The organism is Exiguobacterium sp. SH3S3, assembly GCF_004337115.1.
Lineage (GTDB): Bacteria > Bacillota > Bacilli > Exiguobacteriales > Exiguobacteriaceae > Exiguobacterium > Exiguobacterium aurantiacum_A.
In genome coordinates, this window is record NZ_SJUU01000002.1 from 132,770 (window position 1) to 156,504 (window position 23,735).

Genomic DNA, 23,735 nt, shown 5'->3' on the forward strand with positions numbered 1-23,735 from the left:
TTCACGCGAGCAGTCCCCTTGCGATTATACACGAAATCATTGTTTAATGAACATGAATCATCCCTCACAAGGAGGTTAAATCAATGAGCACGTTAGATCAATTCTTAATCTTTTATGCGGCCCCGCTCACGTTTTTCGGCGCCGTCATCGCTACGTTCGTCTGGGCGTACTTTATGAAACCTGAAGATGTCTGATGTATATCGAAAGGGATGACTCACATTCGTGAGCCATCCCTTTTTTCATTGCGTCCGTTCATCCGCTTCGTCGAGAAGCTCACGAAGCACGGTCAAACCTTCAGCTCTTGCCATGGCGCTCTGTTCACCATAGATGGTCAACACCGTCTGGGCAATCGCGTACCAGTGCATCCGGTAATGCAGATCGGCGGTCAGCGTGATCCCGTAATGACTGAACCACTCTTCCCAATCGACTTCATCGACATAGCTATAGACGACCATCGCCAAATCAAACGCGCGATCCGCGATAATGGCGTCGTCCCAATCGGTCAAATAAAGAAGTCCCGACTCATCCTCAATCCAATTATTGTGATTGAGGTCAGAGTGACAAACGACCAGTTCGCGCTCGTCATCGGGCAGCCGATGGTCTGATAACCAACGGACCGCCTCATCGATCGTCTCATCTGCCTCATCCTGCTCATAGGCGGCACATTGCCGGTACAACAGTTCTGAAGTGACCGGTGTATGGTTTAACTGCTGTAACATGAATAATAGCTCTTTCGAATGATGGATCTTTCCGAGTTGTGCCGCCACTTCGGACCGTTCCATGTCGGCTGGCGATAACTCGCGACCTTCGATGAACTGTTGGGCACTGAGAACGTCTCCGTTGAACATCCGCTTTGTCCATAATAGTTTCGGGACGATGCCTTCGGCGGATAGAATCGCTAAAAATGGAGACGAATTCCGTTTAACAAAGATTTTTTGTTGGTGCGTCGTCGCTACGTACGCTTCACCCGTAATCCCGCCTGCGGAAGCCACTGTCCACTCTTCACCGAGGGCACCGATTATATCTGAATACATGTTCATCACGCTCAAATCTCATTGGAAGTTAAAAAGATACAATCACAATATTAACACGCGATAATCGTCATTGACAACGACTCGACTTGAATCTGACTCGGGTTTCGAACAATCGGCGTCAAACTCGCCTTATCCCCTTGCACATATACGTTCCAGTCGCCTTCGGCTTGGAACGTCACTTGCTCGAACGTCCCGTTCAAATACACACGTACTCGCTGCCAAGCGTCGTAAGAATGGCTCGCTGTCAATTCGTAAGCGATCACGCCAGGTGGCGACGGGAGAAACTTGAACTGCTCGACCACTTTTTGGCGGGTATCATATCGGAAACACGTGTGGCGCCGGCGTAACTTGAGTAGCGTTTTCACATACTCCACTTCTGTCGCCCGACTGTCACGAAGGTCCCAATCAAAATGATTGATCCGGTCAGGGGCGTTGTAGCTGTTCTCTACGCCTTGTTTCGTCCGACCGAACTCTTGTCCGGCGTGAAGGAACGGAACGCCTTGTGACGTGATGACGATCGCCGTGGCCAGCCGTTGCATCCGTAACCTCGTCGTCTCATCCGTATCCTCACAAGCGAGTAGCAGTTTATCAAACGTCGTATAGTTATCGTGCGCTTCCACATAATTGATCGTATATTGCGGACTCGGGAACCGACCGACGGTGACGTTCGGAATCTGAACGGCACCGGTGATGCATTCACGAAGTTCCCACTCCCGCCATTCGTTCCCGGATACGAAGCCGCGCTCGCGCTCGTTGAACGATGAACCTTTCAGCGCATCTCGCATCATGTCGTTAAAATGACCAATCCGTGGCATATGGGCCGCATTGTGGGAAGACGCCTTCAAGGATGGACCGAGTGGTGTCGCCAAATCCCAACCTTCTCCATAAATCAAGATCGATCGGTCGACTTTATCAAGCGACATTCGAACTTGGTTCATCGTTTCCACATCATGGATCCCCATCAAATCGAATCGAAAACCGTCAACTTGATACGTCGTCGCAAAATAAGTGATGCAATCGACAATCATGCGACGCATCATATACCGTTCAGACGCTGTATCATTCCCGACACCAGTACCGTTTGCGACCGTTCCGTCGTGCTCATACCGGAAATAATAATACGGCACGAGCGCTTCGAGCGATGACTGTTCACGAATAAACACATGGTTCATGACGACATCGACGACGACGCGCATCCCGGTTTTGTGTAACTCATTCACCATTCGGGCATATTCGAGCACTCTTGTTGTCGGGGTGCTTGGATTTGAAGCGTAGCTCCCTTCTAAAGCGAACCAATGAATCGGGTCGTACCCCCAGTTATAAGGCATGCGTGTCAACTCGTCGACACTGCCGAAGTCATGGACCGGGAGCAATTGCAAATGTGTGACGCCTAACTCTTTCAAGTAATCGAGACCGGCACTCTTGTTACCGGTCGTCCGAATCCCGGTTTCGACGATGCTGCCATACAATCCGTTTAGACGGCTCGTCGAAGCTGGGTGGCTGGTGAAGTCGCGGATATGAAGTTCATAGATGACGGCGTCAGTCGCTTTTCGGAGCGGCGGCCGTAACACCGGTTCAACGTGTTTCGTAATCTCGGCTTCGACATCGACCAATACGCCAAATTCGCCATTCAGGCTGACGGCTTTCGCGTAAGGGTCGACGATATCGTTCGTTTCGACCGGTGTTTTGACGTGAAGACGATACAGCAACCCTTCGTAACCTTTCGGCACCTCGGCATGCCAGACGCCGCGGGTACCGCGCATCATCCGAAATCGCTCGATTTCCCGATGCGTATCTTCATCATGCACCGTCACCCAAATCGAGAAAGCGACAGGCGACCAGACGAATACGTCAATCACATTTATGCCAAAGAGGAGTCCGAGCGGTCCATCGTAGGCGTATCTGCGTTCAAACTCATTCGTCTGGACAATTTCTCTCGGGACGACCACGATCGTTTTATGTCCAGGATGAAATACGGTATAAACCGATTCCAGCGTTACCGGGCGTGCGAGACGAATATCCCGTTCAATCGTCCCGGTCTCAGTTGATCGTTCTTCGAGCACCACGTAAGTGACAGGGCGCCCGTTTTGTTCGATTTGTACTGGAATAGACTCATATTCGGCGATGACTTCGAGTCGAATCGTCTCAAATGAGAGGAGCGTTGCCCGCTCGATCGTCACATGCGTTGTCGCCTGTTGGTCAGGTGTGTGATACATACTCGTTCCATCCTCTCCTACTGATCCAAAAATTGTCGAAACGGCATCTGAGCTGTCGTATCTAGAAGTTTCGCCACATCTCGAATTTGTTGGGCTTTCACGATGGGTGCCCTCGCATTGACTTGTTTCATCCATTGGTCGTAATCAGACCTTGAAACAAACTGGGTCGCGCGTGTCTCTGGCACATGATCGAAATAGCCGTTCGGAGCCAACGCCACTTTTTGGATGACCCCATCATAGGACGGAAGAAACTGTCTTACCATCTCTTCGGTGCGTGTCAATGCGATGAGCGGATTGACTACACGTTTATTTTCCCCTTTGAGCGGTTGATGAATCCAAGTCTTCTGTTTCGATACGTGATAGATGCTGCGGTCTCCTTCAAGCCATTCAACGAGATAAATATGCGACGGTCCAACGATGATATGGCTTAGTTCAACCATGGCCCCGTTCCACTCGACGACAGGACGATACATGAAAAAGTGATGCTCGTTCCATTCTGTGAGCATATGCCGATAACTATAGTCCCGCAAAAAAGCTAATAGTGGCACATCCGCTTCTGTTGCCCCTTCGCACGCAAATTGAAGCTTTTGGATGCGGCGCCGGTTTGTGAGCAGCGTTTGAAATTGCTTTTCCGTCAACGGGTTCGCTTCGAGCTCGATGCGCTCTGTACGACGCCAAAATTTCCACCACGGGTTTTCAAACTCCATGATTTCCGGCGGAGTTAGCCGATTCAAGTCGTGGAGCCTGCGCATTCGCGCCGTATCGGATTCGATATACTCTTGAAAACGATTGAATTGATCGAGCATGTTCCGTTCATATTTAGAAATTACGTCAAAAATTTTAATCGGGATCGCCATGTGTCCTCCTCTGAATGCGCTAGCGGAAATACTTCAACTGCTTCATAGGCAGGAGTCTGTGTCGGATTAATTCGATAGAGCACTACTTCTGTGATTGCTTCTTCCACGTCAAACGCAGGTGCGATATAAGGAATCCGCTCGCCGGTATCCCACTTCTTTGCAAGGGTGACGTGTGCTGCGAACGGTTTCCGATCGATGGCTGAAATCTCTTCTGTCAATTTTCGCCGAAGTGCACTGACGAATGTCGAAAGCGCTACAGACGGATTCGGGGTGATTGTCAGCACGCGCGGACGATCGGGTCTCCCAAAATGATCAATCTGCTGAAAATGTAACGTGAACGGCGCCGTTTCGTGCGCCACGTCTCGAGTGATCTCTTTGACTGCCTCTACTTGGTCATCGTCTAACGCCCCTAAAAATTGAAGCGTCAAATGAAATTCCTCTGGCCGATAAACGCGGCGATAGGAATAGAACGGCAAGATGTCCCGTTGGATTTGTTCAAACTGTCGCGCTTCAATCGGGAGCGCTATAAAATAATGTGTCGACATCGCTCGTCATCCTTTCTCGCGGAACCGTCTCAGTCCCAGGAATAAAATCGCGCCGATGACACTGACTGCTGTGTACATCCAAAATACACCGATAATGCTGTCTACTTCAATGATTATCCCGCTCAACTGATTGAACGCGGCCGTCGCCAAGCCCGATGTGACAGCCATATAGACGCCAATCGCTGTCGAGGTGACGTTTAAGCTGACGAGACTTCGGACAAACTGAAGTGCAACCGGGATGAGCAACCCGACGACGAGTCCTTGAACGATGGCAAGCAACCAAACGACCCACAACGACGGTTCGAGTGCGAGCCAACCGTTCCGAAGCGCTGAAATCATAGCTGCCCCCGCGAGTACGTTGACGGTGCCGAGACGTGCGACAACTTGATGCGCCACTTTCATAAACGGGATCTCACAGAGCACCGCCACTAAAAACAACGTCCCGACGAGCGTCGTCGAGCCGCCGATGCTCGTCACATAAATGCCAAAGTAGTAGTTGTTTGCATAAATCGGACCGAAGACGAGCATGCCGCCGACTAAAAACGCCACGAACGGTGCATTCCAAATGGCTGACCAAGCGAACGGGGCGACTGTCGCCGTATGGGTTACACCCGTATCCGTAATTTGCTTCAAGGCGACGGTTCCGACGACGAGTACGATCGCACTAAGCAGAAACGTACTCGATAACCCCCATGACGTATCCGCAATCCGGCCGATCATGAAGACCGCGATGGCAAACCCGGCCGAGCCGAACAAACGGATGGCTCCGTAATCGATTTTAGCACGGGACGTGTAATCGAGCGTCATCATATCGACGAGCGGAATGTGGGCACATTGAAATATCGACCAGGCTACCATTAACAGAATGATCCAGACGTACGACGTCGCAAATAAAAATGTGATCGAGATCGCCGCAGCCGCAATCATTGCTAACATTAACCAGGCGCGGGTTCGGCCCGTGCGGTCGGCAAGCATGCCCCAGAGTGGTTGTACACCGATCGATAAAATAGGCAAGATGGCGACGATCGTCCCGACCTCACTCGGTGACAAATCAAAACGTGCTTGTGAGAAGAACAAGGCCATGTATGGGATGAGGGCGCCTTGTGCGAAAAAGATGGCGACATAAATCGATTGAAACGATTTTTTTTGCTGGTTCACGATCAACTTCCTTCCTAACAGACAGAGAGCCGACCGATGCAGTCAGCTCTCAAAGGTTATTATTTAGCGAGCTCGTAAATCGCTTCCGCATAGATTGCGGCAGCACGTAATAAATCTTCAACTTCCATATACTCGTCGACCTGATGGGCGACATCTTTCGCTCCCGGGAACAACGCACCGAACGCGACGCCGGCCTCGAGCGAGCGGGCATACGTACCGCCTCCGATTGCCATCAAGTGCGCTGATTCACCAGTCTGGCGCTCATAGACGCCTGCTAGTGTTGTCACGAGCGGATGGTCTTCCGAAACATGGTGTGGTGGCATATGGTGTCTTGTCGTCAATTCGAAACCGAATGACAACGCGATTTCTTTCAAGTTTTGTAGACGTTCCGTGAACTTCGCCGTATACGGATAACGGATGTTAACCGTCGCCATCCGCTCCGTGTCGTTGTAGCGGAAAACGCCACCGTTGATCGTCAAATCCCCGGTCTCATCACTCGCTTCAATACCGAGCGAGATGCCGCGTGAGTCCGCAAAGACGTGACGGACGAACTCGATGTAGCGCTCACCTTGAATATCGAGCGCGAGCGTGAGCAGGAAGCCTGCGAGCACGTAGGCCGCGTTCACCCCGTTGTCTGGTTCCATCGCATGGGCCGCGACGCCTTTTATTGTGAACGTGTACATCCCTTCTTCAAAAACACACGTCCCGTCCGCTTCATACTTCTCGAGATACGCCTCGAATTGCTCTTCGAGCACTTCATTCGTTTTCAACACCGCTGTCGCAACGTCTGGCACCATGTTCGGGCGTTCCCCGCTGATGAACGAGACGAGGTGATGTTTTGTTCCCGTGACGCGCTGGATTGGAAGTTGCTTGAGCACGCCATCGTATAGACCTTTCTCGGCGTTGATGATCGGGAAATCGGCGTCAGGCGCAAACCCATACGTCGGCATCTCTTCTTGTTTGAAGTACTCACGGACGCAACGCCACTCGCTCTCTTCGTCACAGCCCGCAATGAGCCGGACCCGTTTCGATAGCGGCAAGCCGAGTTCTTTGACGATCCGCAATCCGTAATAGGCAGCCATCGTCGGCCCTTTATCGTCATTGCTGCCGCGTGCAAAAATTTTGCCGTCGGTGATCGTCGGATTGAACGCCCCATATGTCCACCCGTCCCCGGCCGGTACGACATCGAGATGGCACAAGATGCCGACGAGTTCTTCACCTTCGCCGTATTCTAAATGTCCTGCATATCCGGCGACATCCTTTGTGATAAAGCCGTCACGTTGACCTAGCTCGAGCATATAGTCGAGCGCTTGACGGACTTCTGAGCCGAACGGCTCGTTCGGTCCTGTTTTCGATTCGTCTAACACGCTCGGGATTGTAAGTAATCCTTTAAGATCGTTTAAAAACGCTTCTTTTCGTAAGTCGACTTCTTGTCTCCAGTTCATGTCAATCTCCCCTTTGCGAATGTTCTCTCCCTTATTAGTATATCCAAATGTCAGAAAGACGAACATTTATTTCGAAAATATTTTTTTGTTCGTCTTTCGGTTCTATAATCGATTATTTACAGTTCATTCATTCGATATTTACGTTCATAACATGTTCTTTACATTGAAATCGTTCGTGCTTTCCCCTTGCTTTTCTGTATAGGAGCGTTATACTTAAGATGTAATTTTAGAAAATAACAATTTCATATTTCATTTGTCGTCCGTAGGTTTCGTCTTTCATCATTCTACGCATTGGGGGGTCATCCAATGAAAGGTTCAACAGATCGCATGCTAACCCGTATTAAGTCGATTTATTTATTTATCAACGAAAGGGATTGCGTTACCACTTCAGAACTAGTAGAAGAGTTCGGCATCACATCACGCACCGTCCAGCGTGATTTGAACGTACTTGAATACAACAATCTTGTAGAAAGTCCGAGCCGCGGCACGTGGACATCATCGAAACGTTCACTGAAGACGGCAAATTGAATATAATTACGAGGGGTTCCGTTCACGGATCCTCTTTTTTTTGCATAAAAAGTGAGACCGGATGCCTTTCCGACATCCGGTCTCACTGTTCACTCCTGATTCATGACAAAAACTGTTCGACTTCTGCTTCGGTCAGTTCACGGTATTCACCAGGCTGTAACGATTCATCGAGTTCGAGCGGTCCAATTTGGACTCGTTCGAGCCGTTCGACGTGCTTGCCGACCGCTGCGATCATCCGCTTGACTTGATGATACTTCCCTTCCGACAACGTCAGGCGGACGACAGATGTTTGGCCCGTCTGACTGAGCACTTCAAGACGCGCCGGTTTCGTCGTGTACCCGTCCTCGAGAGCGACTCCTTCCGCGAAAGTGCGGATGTCCTCGACCGTCATCTCACCGTCGACTTCGGCGATATACACCTTGTCGACGTGTTTACGCGGTGACATGAGGGCGTGGTTGAACGCGCCATCGTTCGTGATGAGCAGTAGGCCCGTCGTGTCTTTGTCGAGACGCCCGACAGGAAACAGCTCGTAATGGGCGTAAGCCGGGTCAATCAATTCGATGACCGTCGACTCAACTTTGTCCTCGGTCGCACTGATGACACCAGCCGGCTTATTCATCATCAAGTAGACGAACGGACGGTACTCGACCGGCTCACCGAGCACGGTGACCGTCTCACTGTCCGTGTCGACGTGACGTTTCGCATCTTTCACAGGTTGGTCATCGATTCGAACCGCTCCCTGTTTTAATAACAGTTTCACGTCTTTACGTGAACCATAGCCCATATTGGCTAACAACTTATCAATTCGCATTATTTTTCCTCCGATATTGGAATCGTTTTCCTAACAGTTTCCCGGCCAAGTGGCTTCTCCATCCGAGATAGCCATACACGACGAGCCCGATCCCGAAGCCGACGACGGTCGCGACGATGTCATTGCTCCAACTCGGTTCGTCATTTAGTGTGACGAACAACGACCCATACACCGCAACGAACATCGCCGCGCCCATCGCAAACATGAGGATCGTGCGACGTAACAGTTGTTTATATGGGAACTGAAGTGCCCGTTGAATCTTCCACACCATGAGGATGATCGCCACGATGTATCCGGCAATCGTCGCATACCCGGCGCCGATGCCACCGAGCGCGTACACGAACGGGACGTTCAAGACGACTTTCGCTAGTAACCCCATCGCTGTCGCGAAAATCGTGAAGTATTGTTTATTGATCCCTTGCAAAATTGCCGCAGCGACCGAGTAATAGGCGAGGAAGAATGCACTCGGTGCGTAATGGAGCAAGTAGACCCACCCTTCCCGGTCTCCCGGGAAGAGCGTCCCAAACAACGGCTCTGAGAGCGCGACGAGTCCGATGACGGCTGGAATCGTCACGAAGAACGACACTTGGAAAATATGATTGACTTGATTGCGCACTTTATCCATGTCCCCGTGTGTGAACGACCGGGTGACGAGCGGAATCGTCGCCATCGACACACTGGCCGCGATCGATACCGGGATCAAAACGATCTTGTGGGCGTTACCGGTCAAAAAACCGAACGCCGACGTCGCCTCAGCTACCGATTTCCCGGCGTTGAGCAGCGTGTTGACCATCGTCAACTGATCGACGAACTGGTAGAGCGGTGTCGACAAGCCGACCATGACGATCGGAATCGAATAGCTGAGCAATTCGAGCAAGAGCGATTTCATCGAGCGGACCGGCGTCCCTTCAGGGTTGTCGGTCTGTCGATGAATGTCTTTTCGTCTGCGCCAGTACATCGCGAGGACGACGATGCTTCCGATCGCACCGATGAACGCGCTGAACGTCGCGATCGTCACGGCGAGCACTTTCAATCCGTTCAGTTCCGTCGTCTCGACCGCCGCCGTCCCGCCGAGCGTGTCAGCGAGCGGACGGACGAACTCCGAGTCTGAGAAGACGAACAAGACGAGCATCGTTCCGCTGAGCAAGAACATGATGCGTACGATCTGTTCGATGACTTGTGAGATGGCTGTCGGGGCCATGTCTTGATGTCCCTGGAAATAACCACGGACCATACTCATCGCCGGGATGAGCAAGAGCGCAAAACTGACGCTTCGAGTGACGAGCGTGAGCGAGTCGATGTACTGTTGATTGTTTTCCGAATTGCGGACCATGAGCTCCGACAACCACGGAGCGGCAAAGAAGAGTAAGAAAAAGGCGACGACACCGGTCACGAGCATCAGCTTCATCCCTTGCCGGAACAGCCGTTGACTCGTCCCATACTCGCCGAGCGCATTATACTTGGCGATGAATTTTGAGACGGCAACCGGGATCCCTGCCGTCGAGATGGCGATCATGAGCGCATAATACGTATATGCCGCTTGGTATAACGTAACACCGGCAATCCCGACCATCGCTTGGAACGGGAACGTGTACAGCAGTCCGAGCGCTCGGGAAATCAAGTTCCCGGCTGATAAGAGCAGCGTTCCTTTGACGAAGGATTCTCGTCCTGAATCTTGTTTGACGCTTGATGACATGAGATACCTCCATCTATTCATACAACGTTTGAAATGTCCTAGTTTTACAAAACGACCGTTTCTCATTATACTCTTACTGTTGCGGATAATAAAGTTACGATAATTTTACGTGTCGATTTGAAACAGAAACGAGGGATACTATGATGAAAGATGTCATCGTCATCGGAGGAGGCCCAAGCGGCCTGATGGCGACCTACGCCGCCGCGAAAGCCGGAGCGAACACGCTCTTGATCGATAAGGGCTCTAAGCTCGGACGCAAGCTCGCTATTTCAGGCGGCGGGCGTTGTAACGTCACGAACCGGAAACCGGTCGACGAGTTGATTCAGTTCATTCCTGGGAACGGCCGCTTTTTATATAGCGCCCTTGCCCAGTTCGATAACCAGTCCATCATCGATTTGTTCACGGGCTTTGGCATCCCGTTGAAAGAAGAAGACAACGGCCGAATGTTCCCGGTGACGGATAAAGCTCAGGACGTCGTCAACACGCTCCTCCGCGCCATCGATTCGCTCGGGGTCGAGAGTCGGAAGAACGCGAAAGTGAAGACGCTCCATTTTAATGAAGCAAATGAGTTCGAAGCGGTCGAGCTAGAAGACGGGGAACGAATCGAGGCCAAGGCTTGCGTCATCGCCGTCGGCGGTCAATCTGTCCCCCACACCGGCTCGACAGGCGACGGTTACCCGTGGGCCGAGAAAGCGGGGCACACGATCACAGAACTATTCCCGACCGAGGTACCGATCCTCTTGAACGATTCGTTCATCGGGACGAAACAGTTGCAAGGGCTGTCGCTTCGTGATGTCGCCCTCACCGTGCACGGTAAAAAAGGCAAGCCGATCAAGACGCACCGCGGCGACATGATCTTCACCCACTTCGGTATCTCGGGTCCGATCGCACTTAGATGCAGTCAATATACGATCAAAGAACGCAAGCGCAGCAAAGAACGAATCGTCACCCTATCATTTGACTCGTTCCCGGACATGGCGCGCGATGAGCTCGTTCAAGAGTTGTGGAACCAAGTCCAAGCCCAGCCGAAACGTGCCGTCAAAAACGTCTGGAAAGGGTTCATCCCGGAGCGGATGCTCGACCTCCTCTTGGCTGAACTCGCTTTCGGCGAAGAAGACGCGAGCCAGTTGAAACGACAATCGGTCATCGATTTCGCGACGCGTCTCAAGACGTTCGAACTGCACGCGACCGGTACGCTCGACTTCGATAAGGCATTCGTCACGGGCGGTGGCGTCTCGGTCAAAGAGATCGCCCCGCAGACGATGATGTCAAAGAAAGCAGACGGTTTGTTCTTCGCCGGCGAGGTGCTCGATATTCATGGATACACGGGCGGCTATAACATTACGGCCGCTTTCACGACCGGCCACTGCGCCGGGTCACATGCGGCGGAATTCTCCACACTCGAGCCTACAACGTAAAGAGAGCGTGGACTAACAGGAGTGATATCGCTCGTCCTATCGGCGCCCACGCTTTCCGCAGGCAATCCCGGAGCCGCATCGCGACTAACGTCGCTGCTGGGTCTCCGTCGGATTGCTTTCCTGCAGGAGTCGGGGCGCCGGCGCCGTCTGACGAGCAACGTAAACGGTCGACATCGGGCTACTGCGGACTCGACTTCAATTTTATGTTAGGCAGAGCGCCTCAAGGCCCTCGAACATAAAAAAAGATGAACCAGATCGCTTTTTACGATTTGGTTCATCAACAAACTGAGAGCGTGGTCCTAGTGACCACGCTCTCTTATTTTTCTGCCATTTGGCGACGGACCTCAGCCTCGAGTTCCGGCTCAGGTGGCATCCACCCTTCAGGCTTCATGACTTTATTGTCTGACGCGCGCAGGATCGGCAATCCGTCCGGGCCGAGTTTCGCCATGTTGGCACGCTGGACGATTTCAAACAGCGGCACCGGGTCGAGCCCGAGCTCGACGAAACTCCCCATCACGAAATAGAGTGCGTCCGTGAGCGCGTCCCCTTGACCGACGAGCCGGTCGACGTCGTTCGTCGGCGGCGCTTCTTGGAGCGATTTGTGCACGGCTTTCTCAAACCCTTGTTGGAACGTCGCGACGGCTTGCAAAAACTCGTCTTCCGTCCGGGCTGACTGGTGCAAAAATTCGACGACCGCTTCTTCTGCCGTCCAGACCGACCGTTTCACGGCCCGGTCAAGTTCGAGCGGGCTCGGCACGCTTGCTTCCGGGTGACCGAACGTTTCGTGAAACTGACGTACTTCTTCATAAAAATAACGTTTACTCATTTGATCCGCTCCTATCAGTCGACCGAGACGAACGCGTCAAGATCGAACACGTCTGGTCGTACGATTGCAAAAATTTCATTGTCTTGCAGGAACATGCCGGTCGAACCGTAGACGCGAGGCGTCACCATTTGACCGTTCATCGTCCCTTCGCCTGGGTTGACCGTGTATAACACGAGTTCCTCCGAATCGAGGACGTAAATCCGTCCTTGCCGTTCGACAAGACCGACCCCACGGAACTTCTCAAACTTCTGTTGAATCGAGGCGCTCATCCCTTCCGTCGTGAGCGGCTTGCGTGATTCAATCGTCCACTCCGTCAACGGTTCGACGTCTTCTGTTTCTTCCGTTCCTTCCGATTGAAGTGCCTCGTTTTCCGGAGAGACAGCATCCGTCTCGATCGTTTCTTCAGCCGATTGGGTTGGTTCATCCGTTGCTGGTTCGGCTTCCTCCGGCGTTTCCGCCTTCATAATCCGTTCTTGAACGTAGATGAGTTCGATATCCGGTGTCGCTGCCGTGCGGTTCATGATGATGAGCCGTTCCGTCTCTTTGTCGTACCCGAGCCCGAACAGCCGATCGGTTGAGACAAGCCCGGCGATTGCTTTTCGTTCGCGCTCCATCCAACGTCCTTCTTCTCGCGCGATCGTCACGATGACACCGGTCGATGTAACGGCATAAATTTTATCTTCTGCAATCATACGCATCCCGATAAAGTCACCGAGCGGGAACGATTGATTCTCGGTCTCGAGCTTGAGCGAAGCGTTCACTCGATTCGCGTTTCCGCTCACTTCAAAGAAGTCGTGGTCTTTCGTCAAGACCAAATAAGCCCCGATTGTGTCGCTATAGTAAACCTCGTCGATATTCTGTATTTGTTCGAGCGCATCGGTCGTATCGATGTCTTCTTCGTCTGGCGAGGCCTCGACCGGAGGCATCGACGTCGCTTGATGACTCGTTTGAATCTCAATCTTTTCAAATGTCGCAGCGATTTGGCTTTGAATGTCTTCGTCTGAAAAAACGAACACGTAACAAAGAATCACGCCGACCACGACCGCAAACAATGTCGTGTACAGTACGTAAGATCGTTTCATGGACGCTTAGTCCCCTTTATATTCAGTGTCGCCCTTTAGTGTAACAAAACCGCCTCAAAAAGAAAACGGCATCCCCAAAAAGAAAGGAACGTGTGACAATGTCACACATTCCTTAACTTATCCTACGACGATGTTGACGAGTTTACCTGGGACGACGATCACTTTACGGACCGTTTTTCCTTCAGTGAACTCTTGTACACGCTCGTTCGCGAGTGCCTCCGCCTCAAGCGCTTCTTTCGAAGCGTCGCGCGTCACGTGCATCTTCGCCCGGAGCTTACCGTTCACTTGGATGACGACCTCGATCGTATCGCTGACGAGTTTCGACTCATCGAACGTCGGCCACGCCGCATACGTCAATTCTTCTTCCATCCCGAGACGCTCCCACAACTCTTCAGCCAAGTGTGGTGCGACCGGAGCGAGCATCTTGATGAAGTTGACCATCTCTTGCTTCGGTAACGTGTCTTGTTTGTACGCTTCGTTGATGAAGACCATGAGTTGCGAGATCGCCGTATTGAAGCGAAGCGCCTCGTAATCTTCCGTCACTTTTTTCACTGTCTGATGGTACGTGCGCTCAAAGTCGGCCGTCGCAGCGACGTCTTCGAGTTTCGCTTGTTCGAACAAACGCCAGACACGGTCGAGGAAGCGACGTGCCCCGTCAAGGCCGTTTGTCGACCAAGCGATGGCCGCGTCAAGCGGTCCCATGAACATCTCATAGAGACGAAGCGTGTCGGCACCGTGTGATTTGACGATATCGTCCGGGTTGACGACGTTGCCTTTTGATTTCGACATCTTCTCGTTGTTCTCACCGAGAATCATACCTTGGTTGTAGAGCTTTTGGAACGGCTCGTTCGTCGGGACGATCCCGATGTCGTAGAGCACTTTGTGCCAGAAACGCGCGTATAGCAAGTGCAGGACCGCGTGCTCCGTCCCCCCCACGTACAAGTCGACCGGGAGCCAGCGCTTCAACTTCTCAGGATCGGCGATCATGTCTTCGTTATGCGGATCGATGTAGCGGATGTAGTACCAGCAGCTGCCGGCCCATTGCGGCATCGTGTTCGTCTCACGACGACCCTTTTCACCCGTCACCGGGTCTGTGTACGTCAACCACTCGTCGGCGTTCGCGAGCGGCGACTCACCTGTGCCTGATGGCTTGATCTCATCGATGATCGGAAGTTCGAGCGGAAGCTCTTCGATCGATACCGTCTTGAGCGTCCCGTCTTCCATATGAACGATCGGGATCGGCTCGCCCCAATAGCGTTGACGGCTGAACAACCAGTCGCGGAGACGATACGTCGTCTTCGCCCGGCCCGTACCGGCAAGTTCGAGTTCTTCGATGATTTTGGCGATGGCATCGACTTTATTGAGACCGTCGAGCGCTCCTGAGTTCACATGTTCGCCGTCTTCCGTGTAAGCCGCCTCATCCAAGTTACCGCCTTTGACGACTTCGCGGATTGGGAGGTCAAACGTTTTCGCGAACTCATAGTCCCGCTCATCGTGGCCCGGTACGGCCATGACCGCACCCGTACCGTACGTCGACAAGACATAGTCAGCGATCCAGATCGGAAGTTTTTCCCCGTTGACCGGATTGACCGCGTATGCGCCCGTGAAGACACCCGTCTTCTCTTTAGCGAGGTCAGTCCGTTCAAGATCGGTCTTCTTCGAGACTTCTTCCGCGTACGCTTCGACCGCGTCGAGTTGTTCCGGCGTCGCGATTGCTTTGACGAACGGGTGCTCCGGTGCGAGTGTGACGTACGTCGCTCCGTAAAGTGTATCAGGCCGCGTCGTGAATACAGTCACGACTTTATCGTGCCCGTCGACTTTAAAGTCGACTTCGGCGCCGACCGATTTACCGATCCAGTTGCGTTGCATCTCTTTGACGCTCTCCGGCCAGTCGAGTGTTTCTAAATCATCAAGCAACCGCTCCGCGTAATGCGTGATGCGGAGCACCCACTGTTTCATCGGGACGCGGTAGACCGGATGGTTCCCACGTTCCGACAATCCGTCGATGACTTCCTCGTTAGCGAGTACCGTACCGAGGGCCGGACACCAGTTGACCGCCACTTCGTCGACGTAGGCGAGGCCACGCTCATAGAGCTGCGTGAAAATCCATTGCGTCCACTTGTAGTATTTCGGGTCGGTCGTGCTGATCTCACGGTCCCAGTCGTACGAGAAGCCGAGGTCTTTCAACTGACGGCGGAACGTCCCGATGTTACGCTCCGTGAACTCGCGCGGGTCGTTTCCTGTATCGAGGGCGTACTGTTCAGCCGGAAGACCGAACGCGTCCCAACCGATCGGGTGAAGGACGTTATAGCCTTGCATCCGTTTCATGCGGGCGATGATATCTGTCGCCGTATAACCTTCCGGGTGACCGACGTGAAGTCCGGCTCCTGACGGGTATGGGAACATGTCGAGGACGTAGAAACAATCCTTGTCCGGGTCTTCCGTCGTCCGGAATGAATCTTTCTCTTCCCAACGCTTTTGCCATTTCGGCTCGATGTCTTGATGTTTAAAATAGCTCAAATTTCTTCCTCCTCTGCATAATAAAAAGCCCTCCGCCCCGGTAAATGGGACGAAAGGCTTGAAAGCTCTCCGCGGTACCACCCATGTTGCATGTCTGCCACTTGAGACGCCGGTAACGAGGCGTAACTTCGGTTCACCTTACTTTTCGTTCAGGCGAACAGCTCCAAGGCGAGTTCTCGCGGTCCATATACCGGTTCACACCAACCACCGGCTCTCTACAATATCGACGCTACGATACTACTCCTTATCAACGCAATTTTCATCTCACCTCTTCATTTTAGCGCAAGATAAAAAACCACGTCAATGTGAACTTACAATCACGTTTTAATTTGTTTGAGCGTCGAGATCGTTTTCACCGCGAAGAAAGCGATCAATCCGAACCCGACCTTGTTGACCAAGTCGGCGACGTTGTAGATTAGCTCACGCACTAGCTGAACCTCTACCCCGGTCGCGAACAGCGTGACCGCGTAACCGATCGGGTAAATCGCCCAACCGATCAAGATGAACAAGCGCATGTTGAGTAGCGCTTTCCGAATCGGGGCCGGCGACGATTCAGCCGCTTTCGTAACGTTCGTGAACAGCAAGTAGATGATATAGATCCAGGCCAAACAACCGACTAGATAGCCCCACAATCCAAGTTGCGTGAAGCCACCGTTCAAGTTGATCGACGATTCACCGAGATATCCCGAAACAATCATAATAATGTCGGCGACGATCAATTTCGTCAGCAGTCCAGACTTCATCTTCCCTTTCAAACTGAGTAGCAGCGGGAACTTCACGAGCAAGAGCGGTGTCGTCACGAGCCAATCGATATAACGAATCTCGGTTGGGAAACCTGTGATCTCAGACAACAGTCCCATATCCCCGACAGAGTCCTTCATGAAATAGTAATGGATGGCAGCGACAAACGTGACCAAGGCAGCGACCGTGGCGACAGAACGATATTCTGGGTCAAGGCTGTTTCGCTCCACTAGAAAATAGAGCGTCGCGGCGGCCATTCCGACAAACCCGACCCAAAACATGTATTGGGTCGCGAGCACGAGTAAATTGACTTCTTCGTTCATGGTGTACATCTCCTCATCGGCTAGAAACAGGAAACGACGGAACGACGGAACGATTATGTGAAAGGATCCTCTGACTATATTTTACATGAATTTTACATGAGATTGCAATACCTCATGCGAATTGGATACGCGGTTGATGTGACATCCAGATCAAGTTTGACGATTCAGCGAACTGATTTTCATAAAGAAGAACAGCGCCGTGACAATGAGTAGAAGCAGCAATCCAAATACAGCGTTCATCCCGAGTAAATCGAACGTGAGTCCTGAGAGCGTCGGTCCAATCATCCGCCCGACCGACGCGGCGATGTTGACGAGACCTTGGAACTGTCCGGCTTTACCCGGAGGTGCAAGTTTTGCGGCAATCGTTGGGACAGCCGGCCAGATGAACATCTCACCGATCGTCATGACGATCATCGCGACCATGAACATCGTAAATCCTCCCGCGAACGGGACGATGATGAAAGCAGCTAGGAAAATGATGGCACCGACGACGAGTTGGCGCTTCAAATCGTCTTCAAAGTAGCGCAGCGCCCGGTTGAGAAGCGGTTGGGCGAACACGATCAACGCCCCGTTGACCGTCCACAGCAATGAATATTGGCTGATCGTCACACCGAGGTCTTTCGAATGGACGGCGATCGTCCCTTGCCACTGGACGTAGACGAACCAGAGTGCGGCATAACCGATGGCGACAAACCACATCGATTTCATCGTCGCGCCAGAGAGCGTCGTCGCCGCGGCTTCGAGCTGAGACTGGACGATTGGGCGACCCGGGTTTTTTAAGTAACGCAGGCCGAACAACAGCACAACGACGAAAAGGACCGACAAGAAGAAGTTCGCATAGAAGATCCACTCGATGTTGATTCGCGCGATTTGACCGCTCATCGCCGTCCCGAGGGCGACCCCGACGTTTTGGGCGACGTAGATCGCGTTGAACGAGCGCCGGCCACCTTCAGGCCAGATCAAACCGGCAAACGCGTACACGGTCGGAAAGACGAGTCCTCCCGAGAACCCGATCAAACCGAGCCATGCCAAATACCCGAAGAACGTGGCATGAAACAATAAGAAGCCGAGCGAGCTCGCGAGCAACAGCCCGACCGAGATGACGAGCGTCCGCTTCCCGCCGATGCGGTCGAACAACGTCCCGCCGATATAGTTACCCGCGATGGCGAGCGCTGAGTTGACGAGCAGCGCAATACCTGCGAGCGTCATCGACTCGCCTAAATATCCATTAATATAGAGTGTGTTAAATGGCCATAAAAAAGACGCCGCCGTTGTATTGAGCGCCATCGCAATGACTAGAATCCATACCGAAATCGGCATTTTATTGTTCATACCCGTTACTCCTTTCATTCCTTTAAACGATAAAAAATCCGGCACGAAGGCCGAATCTGTGATGAGTCCTTCTCCAAGCTAACGGAACGCTACATAACTGTCAAGAAAAATTACTTATTATGAAGTAAAGCAAGCCCCACCTTGTGATAGCATGAGCAAGGAAGGAGAGGATAGCATTGAATAACCCGTTTGGCCAAGCTAGATTTCACAAATTAAATGAAGCGTATCGTCGCGAATTCGGCGAGAAAGTGTTCAAAGTCCCGCTCGATGGCGGTTTCACTTGTCCGAACCGCGACGGCCTCGTCTCAAAAGGCGGCTGCACATTCTGTTCGGATGACGGCAGCGGCGATTTTGCCGGCAACGCCTGTGATCCGATCCCGGTCCAGTTCGCCGAAGGCACGGCCCGTCTGCATCGGAAATGGAAGCATGCGTTGTATATCGCCTACTTCCAAGCGTTCAGCAACACGTACGCACCCGTAGAGCGCTTGCGCGAACTGTTCGAACCGGCACTCGTAGAAGAAGGCGTCGTCGGTCTGTCGATCGCGACACGACCCGACTGTCTGCCAGACGACGTCGTCGACTATCTCGCTGAGTTGAACGAGCGGACGTCACTCACGGTCGAACTCGGCCTGCAGACAATCCATGATTCAACCGCGAAAAAGATCAACCGGGGCCACGACTATAAGACGTTCCTCGACGGTCTCGCGAAACTGCGGAGCCGGAACATTTCCGTCTGCGTCCATATCATCAACGGTCTTCCTGGCGAAACGCCAGACATGATGCTCGACACGGCCCGAGAAGTTGCTAAAATGGACATACAAGGAATCAAGATCCATTTGCTCCACGTCTTAAAACAGACGCCGCTCGCCAGACAATACGAGTTAGGGCTGCTCGAACTCATGGACGAGACGACATACGTCTCGCTCGTCTGCGATCAGCTCGAGTACTTACCGCCTGAGATCGTGATTCATCGATTGACGGGCGACGGTCCACCCGACTTATTGATTGGACCGACGTGGAGCCGGCACAAAATGGCCGTCTTGAACGCCATCAACGCCGAGTTGGAACGTCGTGATTCCTTCCAAGGAAAAAAGAAGGATGAGATCTATGGGATTAATGAGAGTTTTACCGTTCGCGAAGCATCTATTAAGTGAACACGTTACAGACGGTGCCGTCGCCGTCGATATGACGGCCGGCAACGGACACGATACATTGTTTCTAGCAGAACGAGTCGGCAGCGGTCACGTTTACGCGTTTGACGTCCAAGAGGCGGCAGTCAAGGCGACGACAGACCGCATCACCGCCGCCGATCTGCTTGATCGTGTCTCGGTCGTCCACGACAGCCACGACACGGTCAAGGCGGTCGTCGCGGATGAAACCCGTCCGATCACGGCGGCCGTCTTCAATCTCGGCTACTTGCCTGGGAGCGACAAGTCGATCACAACGACCGGCAACACGACGATCGACGCCCTCGAGCAATTGCTCGACGTGATGGCCGTCGGCGGTGTCATCGTCGTCGTCATCTATCACGGCCATGAGAGCGGGAAAGTCGAGCGGGACGAGGTGCTCGCGTACGCCGAGGCACTCGACCAAAAACGAGCCGGCGTCCTCCGTTACGGCTTCGTCAATCAAATCAATCATCCCCCATTCATCGTGGCGATCGAAAAACGGGCATGAAAACAGGCGACTCGCGTGAGTCGCCTTTTGTCTATTCCCGAATCAATTCATAAAACGTGATGAGCGTCTCCGCGAACTTCGTGTTCAGCCGTTCATAGCCAAAGTGTGGGAACCCTTCGAGCCGACGGATGTAGACTTGATCGCCGCCGATTTTGCGGCAGACGTTCAACGTCAGCCTCACGTCGGCGAAACGATCGTCCGGCGCGTAGAAGCAAGCGAGCGGTAAGCGAGGTAAATGTTTCTTCTCCTCTTGATGCTCGACGATCTCTTCTTCGATTTCGCGGTACTGCGCGTATGTGATCTCGCCGAAACGAGACGACTCTTCCCCGCCGCCGGTGAACGTCATCATACTGAGCGGCAAATCGGGGCGGAACCGGTCGACCGCACTGGCGACGACTTGCTTGAGCCCGCCGATTTGGCGGGACGAATGCCAATCAAAGAGCGGGGAGATGTATGTCAAACTCCCGAGCGGCACGTCGTACTCTTGCAGGAGGCGGTTCGTCAAGAGCGCCCCGAGACTGAAGGCGATGACGTGAATCGGTAGTTTGGACTGACTCGCTTCCCGTAGCGTGTTCTTGATCAGCTGTTTATGGTCTTCTGCCGTCAGTCCGACCGTCTGTCCGGTCACGACAAGCACCTCATAGTCGACACTGAGTCGCTGCAAAAATGCTTCGCTGAGCCGGGACGTGAACTGCAACGGGTAAACGATCACGATAACCCCTTTTCGTGATTCTTCTTCATATGTCATGCTGTCACCTCATTATTAGTATGTCTCATCAATTCTAACAAAAAACATCAGCCGCTGACTGATGTTTGAAAGAAAATCCGTCTGGAGTCTTAGCGTGGGTCGTAGCGCAAATGGATAAGCTCCATCGGTTGATCATACACTTCTTCTTGAATTCGGTTCAGTTCGGTGAACGCTTGATGGCTTAAGAACGCGATCGCCTGCTCGTTCGAACTCTCGACATACAGCTCGATCGGCTGCGCCTTCCGCTCTTGGAGATGTGTCAGCAGTTCTGCCCCAAGTCCTTGGCGATGGTGAGCCGGATGAAGATAGAGACGAAGCACTTCCCAAGTATCACCGCGGTCGATCGCATGGTAAAACCCGATGACGTCTCCTTCGGCCTCACCGACGATGAACAACTGTTCTTTCGCTTCTTCACTCGAACCGATGGCCCGGACGATCTCTTCTTGTTGATAGGCGCGCTCCATCACCTTAGACCGAACGTCATCTGTCACACTGATGGTCGCAAGTGCGATATCTCGAATCGTGGCGGCATCTTCTGGTACGGCTTCCCGCATCTTCATAACAGCTTCCCCCTTTTGGCCAATCTAGTACTATCATTCCCCATCACGTAAAAAATATCCTGCCCTTCTATTACTTTTTCGTGTCGAAATAAAGCAGAACGTTATTTTCTATTTTAACTAGGGTATATGAGTACCAATGCCAACTTACAAAGGAGTGTTTAGACATGGAACCAACATTACAAAACGATCCACACGCAGATAACGCCAACAACCCGAATCGCCAATTCGACCAAACCAACTCGGGTGGTCCTAGAATCAACGTCGTGACCGGGATGCTTCTCGGTGCGCTCGTCGGCGGTCTGATCGCCCTACTTAGCTCGTCGAACCGTGAGACGACGAAACAGTCGCTCACGAATGCGAAGTCGTCTGTCGGCGGTCTCGTCGACACGATCAAAGAAGATCCGGCCGGTAAAGCGTCTCAAGTCATCGAGCAAGTGAAATCGGCGTCAGGTATGATTCAAGAAGTGTCGACCGATGTGCAAAACGTCTATGAAAAAGTTGTCGGTGAAGTCGACACGGTCAAAGAAGACGTGAACAAAGTCGTCGAGACGGCCCAGGAAACAAAATCAGATTTGCAAGATATTGGTGAGAAAGTCGTCGAGGCGAAAGATACAGCACTCGGCAACGAGAACGCAACAAACGAAAATAAACCACAAGCATAATAAAAAAACGACCTTTCTCGCGAAAGGTCGTTTTTTTATGCTTATGCGAAACGTTTTGCGCCTTCTTCAAGCAATGCCGCTTTGTCCGTCTGCTCCCATGGGAGTTCAACGTCTGTGCGACCAAAGTGTCCGTAAGCTGCTGTCTGTCTGTAGATCGGGCGACGAAGGTCGAGCATCTTAATGATGCCGGCCGGACGAAGGTCGAAGTTCTCACGAATGAGTTCAACGAGTTCAGTCTCGCTCAATTTACCAGTGCCGAACGTGTCCACCGCGATTGAAACCGGGTGTGCGACACCGATCGCGTATGCAAGTTGAACTTCCGCTTTGTCAGCAAGTCCAGCTGCAACGAGGTTTTTCGCCACGTAGCGGGCCGCGTATGCTGCCGAACGGTCAACTTTGGTAGGATCTTTACCTGAGAACGCACCACCGCCGTGGCGAGCATATCCACCGTATGTGTCGACGATGATTTTACGTCCTGTAAGACCTGCATCACCTTGTGGTCCACCGATGACAAAACGGCCAGTCGGGTTGATGAAGTACTTTGTCTCGGCATCGATGAGTTCAGCCGGGATGACTGCTGCGATCACGTGTTCTTTAAGGTCCGCTTGGATTTGCTCGAGCGTGATGTCTTCTGCGTGTTGCGTCGAGATGACGATCGTATCGATACGGACCGGGTTGTTGTCTTGGTCGTATTCAACAGTTACTTGCGTCTTACCGTCTGGACGAAGGTAAGTGAGCGTTCCGTTTTTGCGGACTTCTGCCAAGCGACGTGACAATTTGTGAGCGAGTGAGATTGGGAGCGGCATGAGTTCAGGTGTCTCGTTCGTTGCATAACCGAACATGAGGCCTTGGTCACCGGCACCAATCGCATCGATTTCTTCGTCAGTCATTTGACCTTCACGAGCTTCGAGCGCTTGGTCGACACCGAGTGCGATGTCTGCTGACTGCTCGTCGATTGCTGTGAGTACAGCACAAGTCTCAGCGTCAAAACCATATTTGGCGCGCGTGTAGCCGATCTCACGAACAGTTTCACGTACAACTTTCGGGATATCCACGTAAGTCGATGTCGTGATTTCACCAGCTACGAGCACGAGACCTGTCGTGACAGACGTCTCAGCCGCAACGCGGGCGTTTGGATCTTCAGCCAAAATTGCATCCAAAATCGCATCTGAGATTTGGTCACAAATTTTATCCGGATGTCCTTCAGTGACGGACTCCGAAGTGAAAAGTCGACGGTTCAAGTTTGACATTTCGAAAAACCTCCTATTAATAAGGGTGATGTGTGGACGGTACTCGTTCCCCTTACGCGTTGCTTTGGGACGGTAATGAAAAAAACCTTTCGCCACGTTCAATGGGAAAGGTTGAATCGTTCTTCCTTACCCTCTTATCGTTCGAAGCTGTCGCTTCGCTTCAGGATAGCACCTTTTCCGAAAAAGACTACAGGATCGGACGGTTGCTGGGCTTCGTAGGGCCTTGTTCCCTCCACCGCTCAGAATAAGAGTATCCGTTACGAACACCATCATATAAATGCCATACCGTTCTGTCAAGCGTATCTG

Annotated in this window: 22 protein-coding genes, 1 riboswitch and 1 other annotated feature; of the genes, 6 read left to right on the forward strand and 16 right to left on the reverse strand. The window is 52.4% G+C overall.

What is annotated here, in order from left to right; genetic code table 11:
* Nucleotides 1–83 precede the first annotated feature (83 nt).
* Complete coding sequence (cydS, locus tag EVJ28_RS14400; RefSeq protein WP_438802343.1) at nt 84–194, forward strand: cytochrome bd oxidase small subunit CydS family protein; 111 nt, start codon at nt 84–86, stop codon at nt 192–194.
* Nucleotides 195–239: 45 nt separating this feature from the next.
* Here the strand turns inward: cydS and EVJ28_RS02430 are convergent, their stop codons facing one another.
* The 6 genes from EVJ28_RS02430 to pepV are packed head-to-tail and all read right to left on the reverse strand — an operon-like array spanning nt 240 to nt 7,255.
* A complete protein-coding gene (locus EVJ28_RS02430; protein WP_070329440.1) occupies nt 240–1,034 on the reverse strand; it encodes a phosphotransferase family protein in 795 nt (264 codons plus the stop codon).
* Between the two features lie 50 nt (nt 1,035–1,084).
* Nucleotides 1,085–3,250 (reverse strand): type I pullulanase, encoded by a 2,166-nt coding sequence (gene pulA, locus EVJ28_RS02435; RefSeq protein WP_201738324.1) that lies wholly within the window; start codon nt 3,248–3,250, stop codon nt 1,085–1,087.
* 17 nt (nt 3,251–3,267) lie between these two features.
* On the reverse strand, nt 3,268–4,107 hold the full coding sequence (locus tag EVJ28_RS02440; protein ID WP_131456008.1) for an NERD domain-containing protein: 840 nt from the start codon (nt 4,105–4,107) through the stop codon (nt 3,268–3,270).
* The gene (gene thpR / locus EVJ28_RS02445; protein ID WP_131487921.1) at nt 4,077–4,652 is read right to left on the reverse strand and encodes an RNA 2',3'-cyclic phosphodiesterase; all 576 of its coding nucleotides are present in this window, start codon (nt 4,650–4,652) and stop codon (nt 4,077–4,079) included. The genes EVJ28_RS02440 and thpR overlap by 31 nt, the downstream gene beginning before the upstream one ends.
* Nucleotides 4,653–4,658: 6 nt before the next feature.
* On the reverse strand, nt 4,659–5,810 hold the full coding sequence (locus EVJ28_RS02450) for an MFS transporter (RefSeq protein ID WP_236634014.1): 1,152 nt from the start codon (nt 5,808–5,810) through the stop codon (nt 4,659–4,661).
* A 59-nt stretch (nt 5,811–5,869) separates the two neighbouring features.
* Nucleotides 5,870–7,255: a dipeptidase PepV gene (gene pepV, locus EVJ28_RS02455; RefSeq protein WP_131487923.1), complete on the reverse strand. Its 1,386-nt coding sequence runs from the start codon at nt 7,253–7,255 to the stop codon at nt 5,870–5,872.
* Between the two features lie 306 nt (nt 7,256–7,561).
* On the opposite strand from pepV, the gene EVJ28_RS02460 reads away from it, so the two are divergent.
* Complete coding sequence (locus tag EVJ28_RS02460) at nt 7,562–7,783, forward strand: DeoR family transcriptional regulator (protein WP_083274163.1); 222 nt, start codon at nt 7,562–7,564, stop codon at nt 7,781–7,783.
* Nucleotides 7,784–7,883: 100 nt separating this feature from the next.
* Here the strand turns inward: EVJ28_RS02460 and EVJ28_RS02465 are convergent, their stop codons facing one another.
* A complete protein-coding gene (locus EVJ28_RS02465) occupies nt 7,884–8,594 on the reverse strand; it encodes a pseudouridine synthase (protein WP_070329415.1) in 711 nt (236 codons plus the stop codon).
* Complete coding sequence (locus EVJ28_RS02470) at nt 8,584–10,290, reverse strand: putative polysaccharide biosynthesis protein (RefSeq protein ID WP_131456002.1); 1,707 nt, start codon at nt 10,288–10,290, stop codon at nt 8,584–8,586. The genes EVJ28_RS02465 and EVJ28_RS02470 overlap by 11 nt, the downstream gene beginning before the upstream one ends.
* A gap of 140 nt (nt 10,291–10,430) precedes the next feature.
* Here EVJ28_RS02470 and EVJ28_RS02475 point away from each other — a divergent pair, with 140 nt between their 5' ends.
* Nucleotides 10,431–11,708, forward strand: a complete 1,278-nt coding sequence (locus EVJ28_RS02475; RefSeq protein WP_131487925.1) for a BaiN/RdsA family NAD(P)/FAD-dependent oxidoreductase — start codon at nt 10,431–10,433, stop codon at nt 11,706–11,708.
* 316 nt (nt 11,709–12,024) lie between these two features.
* Here the strand turns inward: EVJ28_RS02475 and EVJ28_RS02480 are convergent, their stop codons facing one another.
* From EVJ28_RS02480 to EVJ28_RS02500, 5 genes are all read right to left on the reverse strand, one after another.
* A complete protein-coding gene (locus EVJ28_RS02480; protein WP_131441468.1) occupies nt 12,025–12,534 on the reverse strand; it encodes a pyrophosphohydrolase domain-containing protein in 510 nt (169 codons plus the stop codon).
* 14 nt (nt 12,535–12,548) lie between these two features.
* The gene (locus EVJ28_RS02485; RefSeq protein WP_131455998.1) at nt 12,549–13,616 is read right to left on the reverse strand and encodes a hypothetical protein; all 1,068 of its coding nucleotides are present in this window, start codon (nt 13,614–13,616) and stop codon (nt 12,549–12,551) included.
* A 117-nt stretch (nt 13,617–13,733) separates the two neighbouring features.
* Entirely contained in the window at nt 13,734–16,136 is a 2,403-nt protein-coding gene (gene leuS, locus EVJ28_RS02490) for a leucine--tRNA ligase (protein WP_131455996.1), read from the reverse strand.
* A 42-nt stretch (nt 16,137–16,178) separates the two neighbouring features.
* Nucleotides 16,179–16,396, reverse strand: a binding site (T-box leader).
* Between the two features lie 57 nt (nt 16,397–16,453).
* On the reverse strand, nt 16,454–17,200 hold the full coding sequence (locus tag EVJ28_RS02495; protein ID WP_131469758.1) for a bacteriorhodopsin-like: 747 nt from the start codon (nt 17,198–17,200) through the stop codon (nt 16,454–16,456).
* Between the two features lie 150 nt (nt 17,201–17,350).
* Nucleotides 17,351–18,532 (reverse strand): MDR family MFS transporter, encoded by a 1,182-nt coding sequence (locus tag EVJ28_RS02500; RefSeq protein ID WP_131468316.1) that lies wholly within the window; start codon nt 18,530–18,532, stop codon nt 17,351–17,353.
* Nucleotides 18,533–18,708: 176 nt separating this feature from the next.
* Here EVJ28_RS02500 and mnmL point away from each other — a divergent pair, with 176 nt between their 5' ends.
* Nucleotides 18,709–19,686 (forward strand): tRNA modification radical SAM protein MnmL/YtqA, encoded by a 978-nt coding sequence (gene mnmL, locus EVJ28_RS02505; protein ID WP_131455989.1) that lies wholly within the window; start codon nt 18,709–18,711, stop codon nt 19,684–19,686.
* Entirely contained in the window at nt 19,640–20,209 is a 570-nt protein-coding gene (gene mnmM / locus EVJ28_RS02510; RefSeq protein ID WP_131455987.1) for a tRNA 5-(aminomethyl)-2-thiouridylate-methyltransferase MnmM, read from the forward strand. The genes mnmL and mnmM overlap by 47 nt, the downstream gene beginning before the upstream one ends.
* A 31-nt stretch (nt 20,210–20,240) precedes the next feature.
* Here mnmM and EVJ28_RS02515 read toward each other — a convergent pair whose 3' ends face one another.
* Nucleotides 20,241–20,957 carry an alpha/beta fold hydrolase gene (locus EVJ28_RS02515; protein WP_131455985.1) on the reverse strand — a complete coding sequence of 239 codons (717 nt, stop codon included), beginning with the start codon at nt 20,955–20,957 and terminating at the stop codon, nt 20,241–20,243.
* 89 nt (nt 20,958–21,046) lie between these two features.
* Nucleotides 21,047–21,517, reverse strand: coding sequence for a GNAT family N-acetyltransferase (locus tag EVJ28_RS02520; RefSeq protein WP_071397869.1), 471 nt, complete (start codon nt 21,515–21,517; stop codon nt 21,047–21,049).
* Nucleotides 21,518–21,681: 164 nt separating this feature from the next.
* On the opposite strand from EVJ28_RS02520, the gene EVJ28_RS02525 reads away from it, so the two are divergent.
* Nucleotides 21,682–22,179 carry a YtxH domain-containing protein gene (locus tag EVJ28_RS02525; protein ID WP_131455983.1) on the forward strand — a complete coding sequence of 166 codons (498 nt, stop codon included), beginning with the start codon at nt 21,682–21,684 and terminating at the stop codon, nt 22,177–22,179.
* 41 nt (nt 22,180–22,220) lie between these two features.
* Here the strand turns inward: EVJ28_RS02525 and metK are convergent, their stop codons facing one another.
* Nucleotides 22,221–23,429 carry a methionine adenosyltransferase gene (metK, locus tag EVJ28_RS02530; RefSeq protein ID WP_131455981.1) on the reverse strand — a complete coding sequence of 403 codons (1,209 nt, stop codon included), beginning with the start codon at nt 23,427–23,429 and terminating at the stop codon, nt 22,221–22,223.
* Between the two features lie 131 nt (nt 23,430–23,560).
* A riboswitch (SAM riboswitch) is annotated at nt 23,561–23,680 on the reverse strand.
* Between the last annotated feature and the right edge of the window lie 55 nt (nt 23,681–23,735).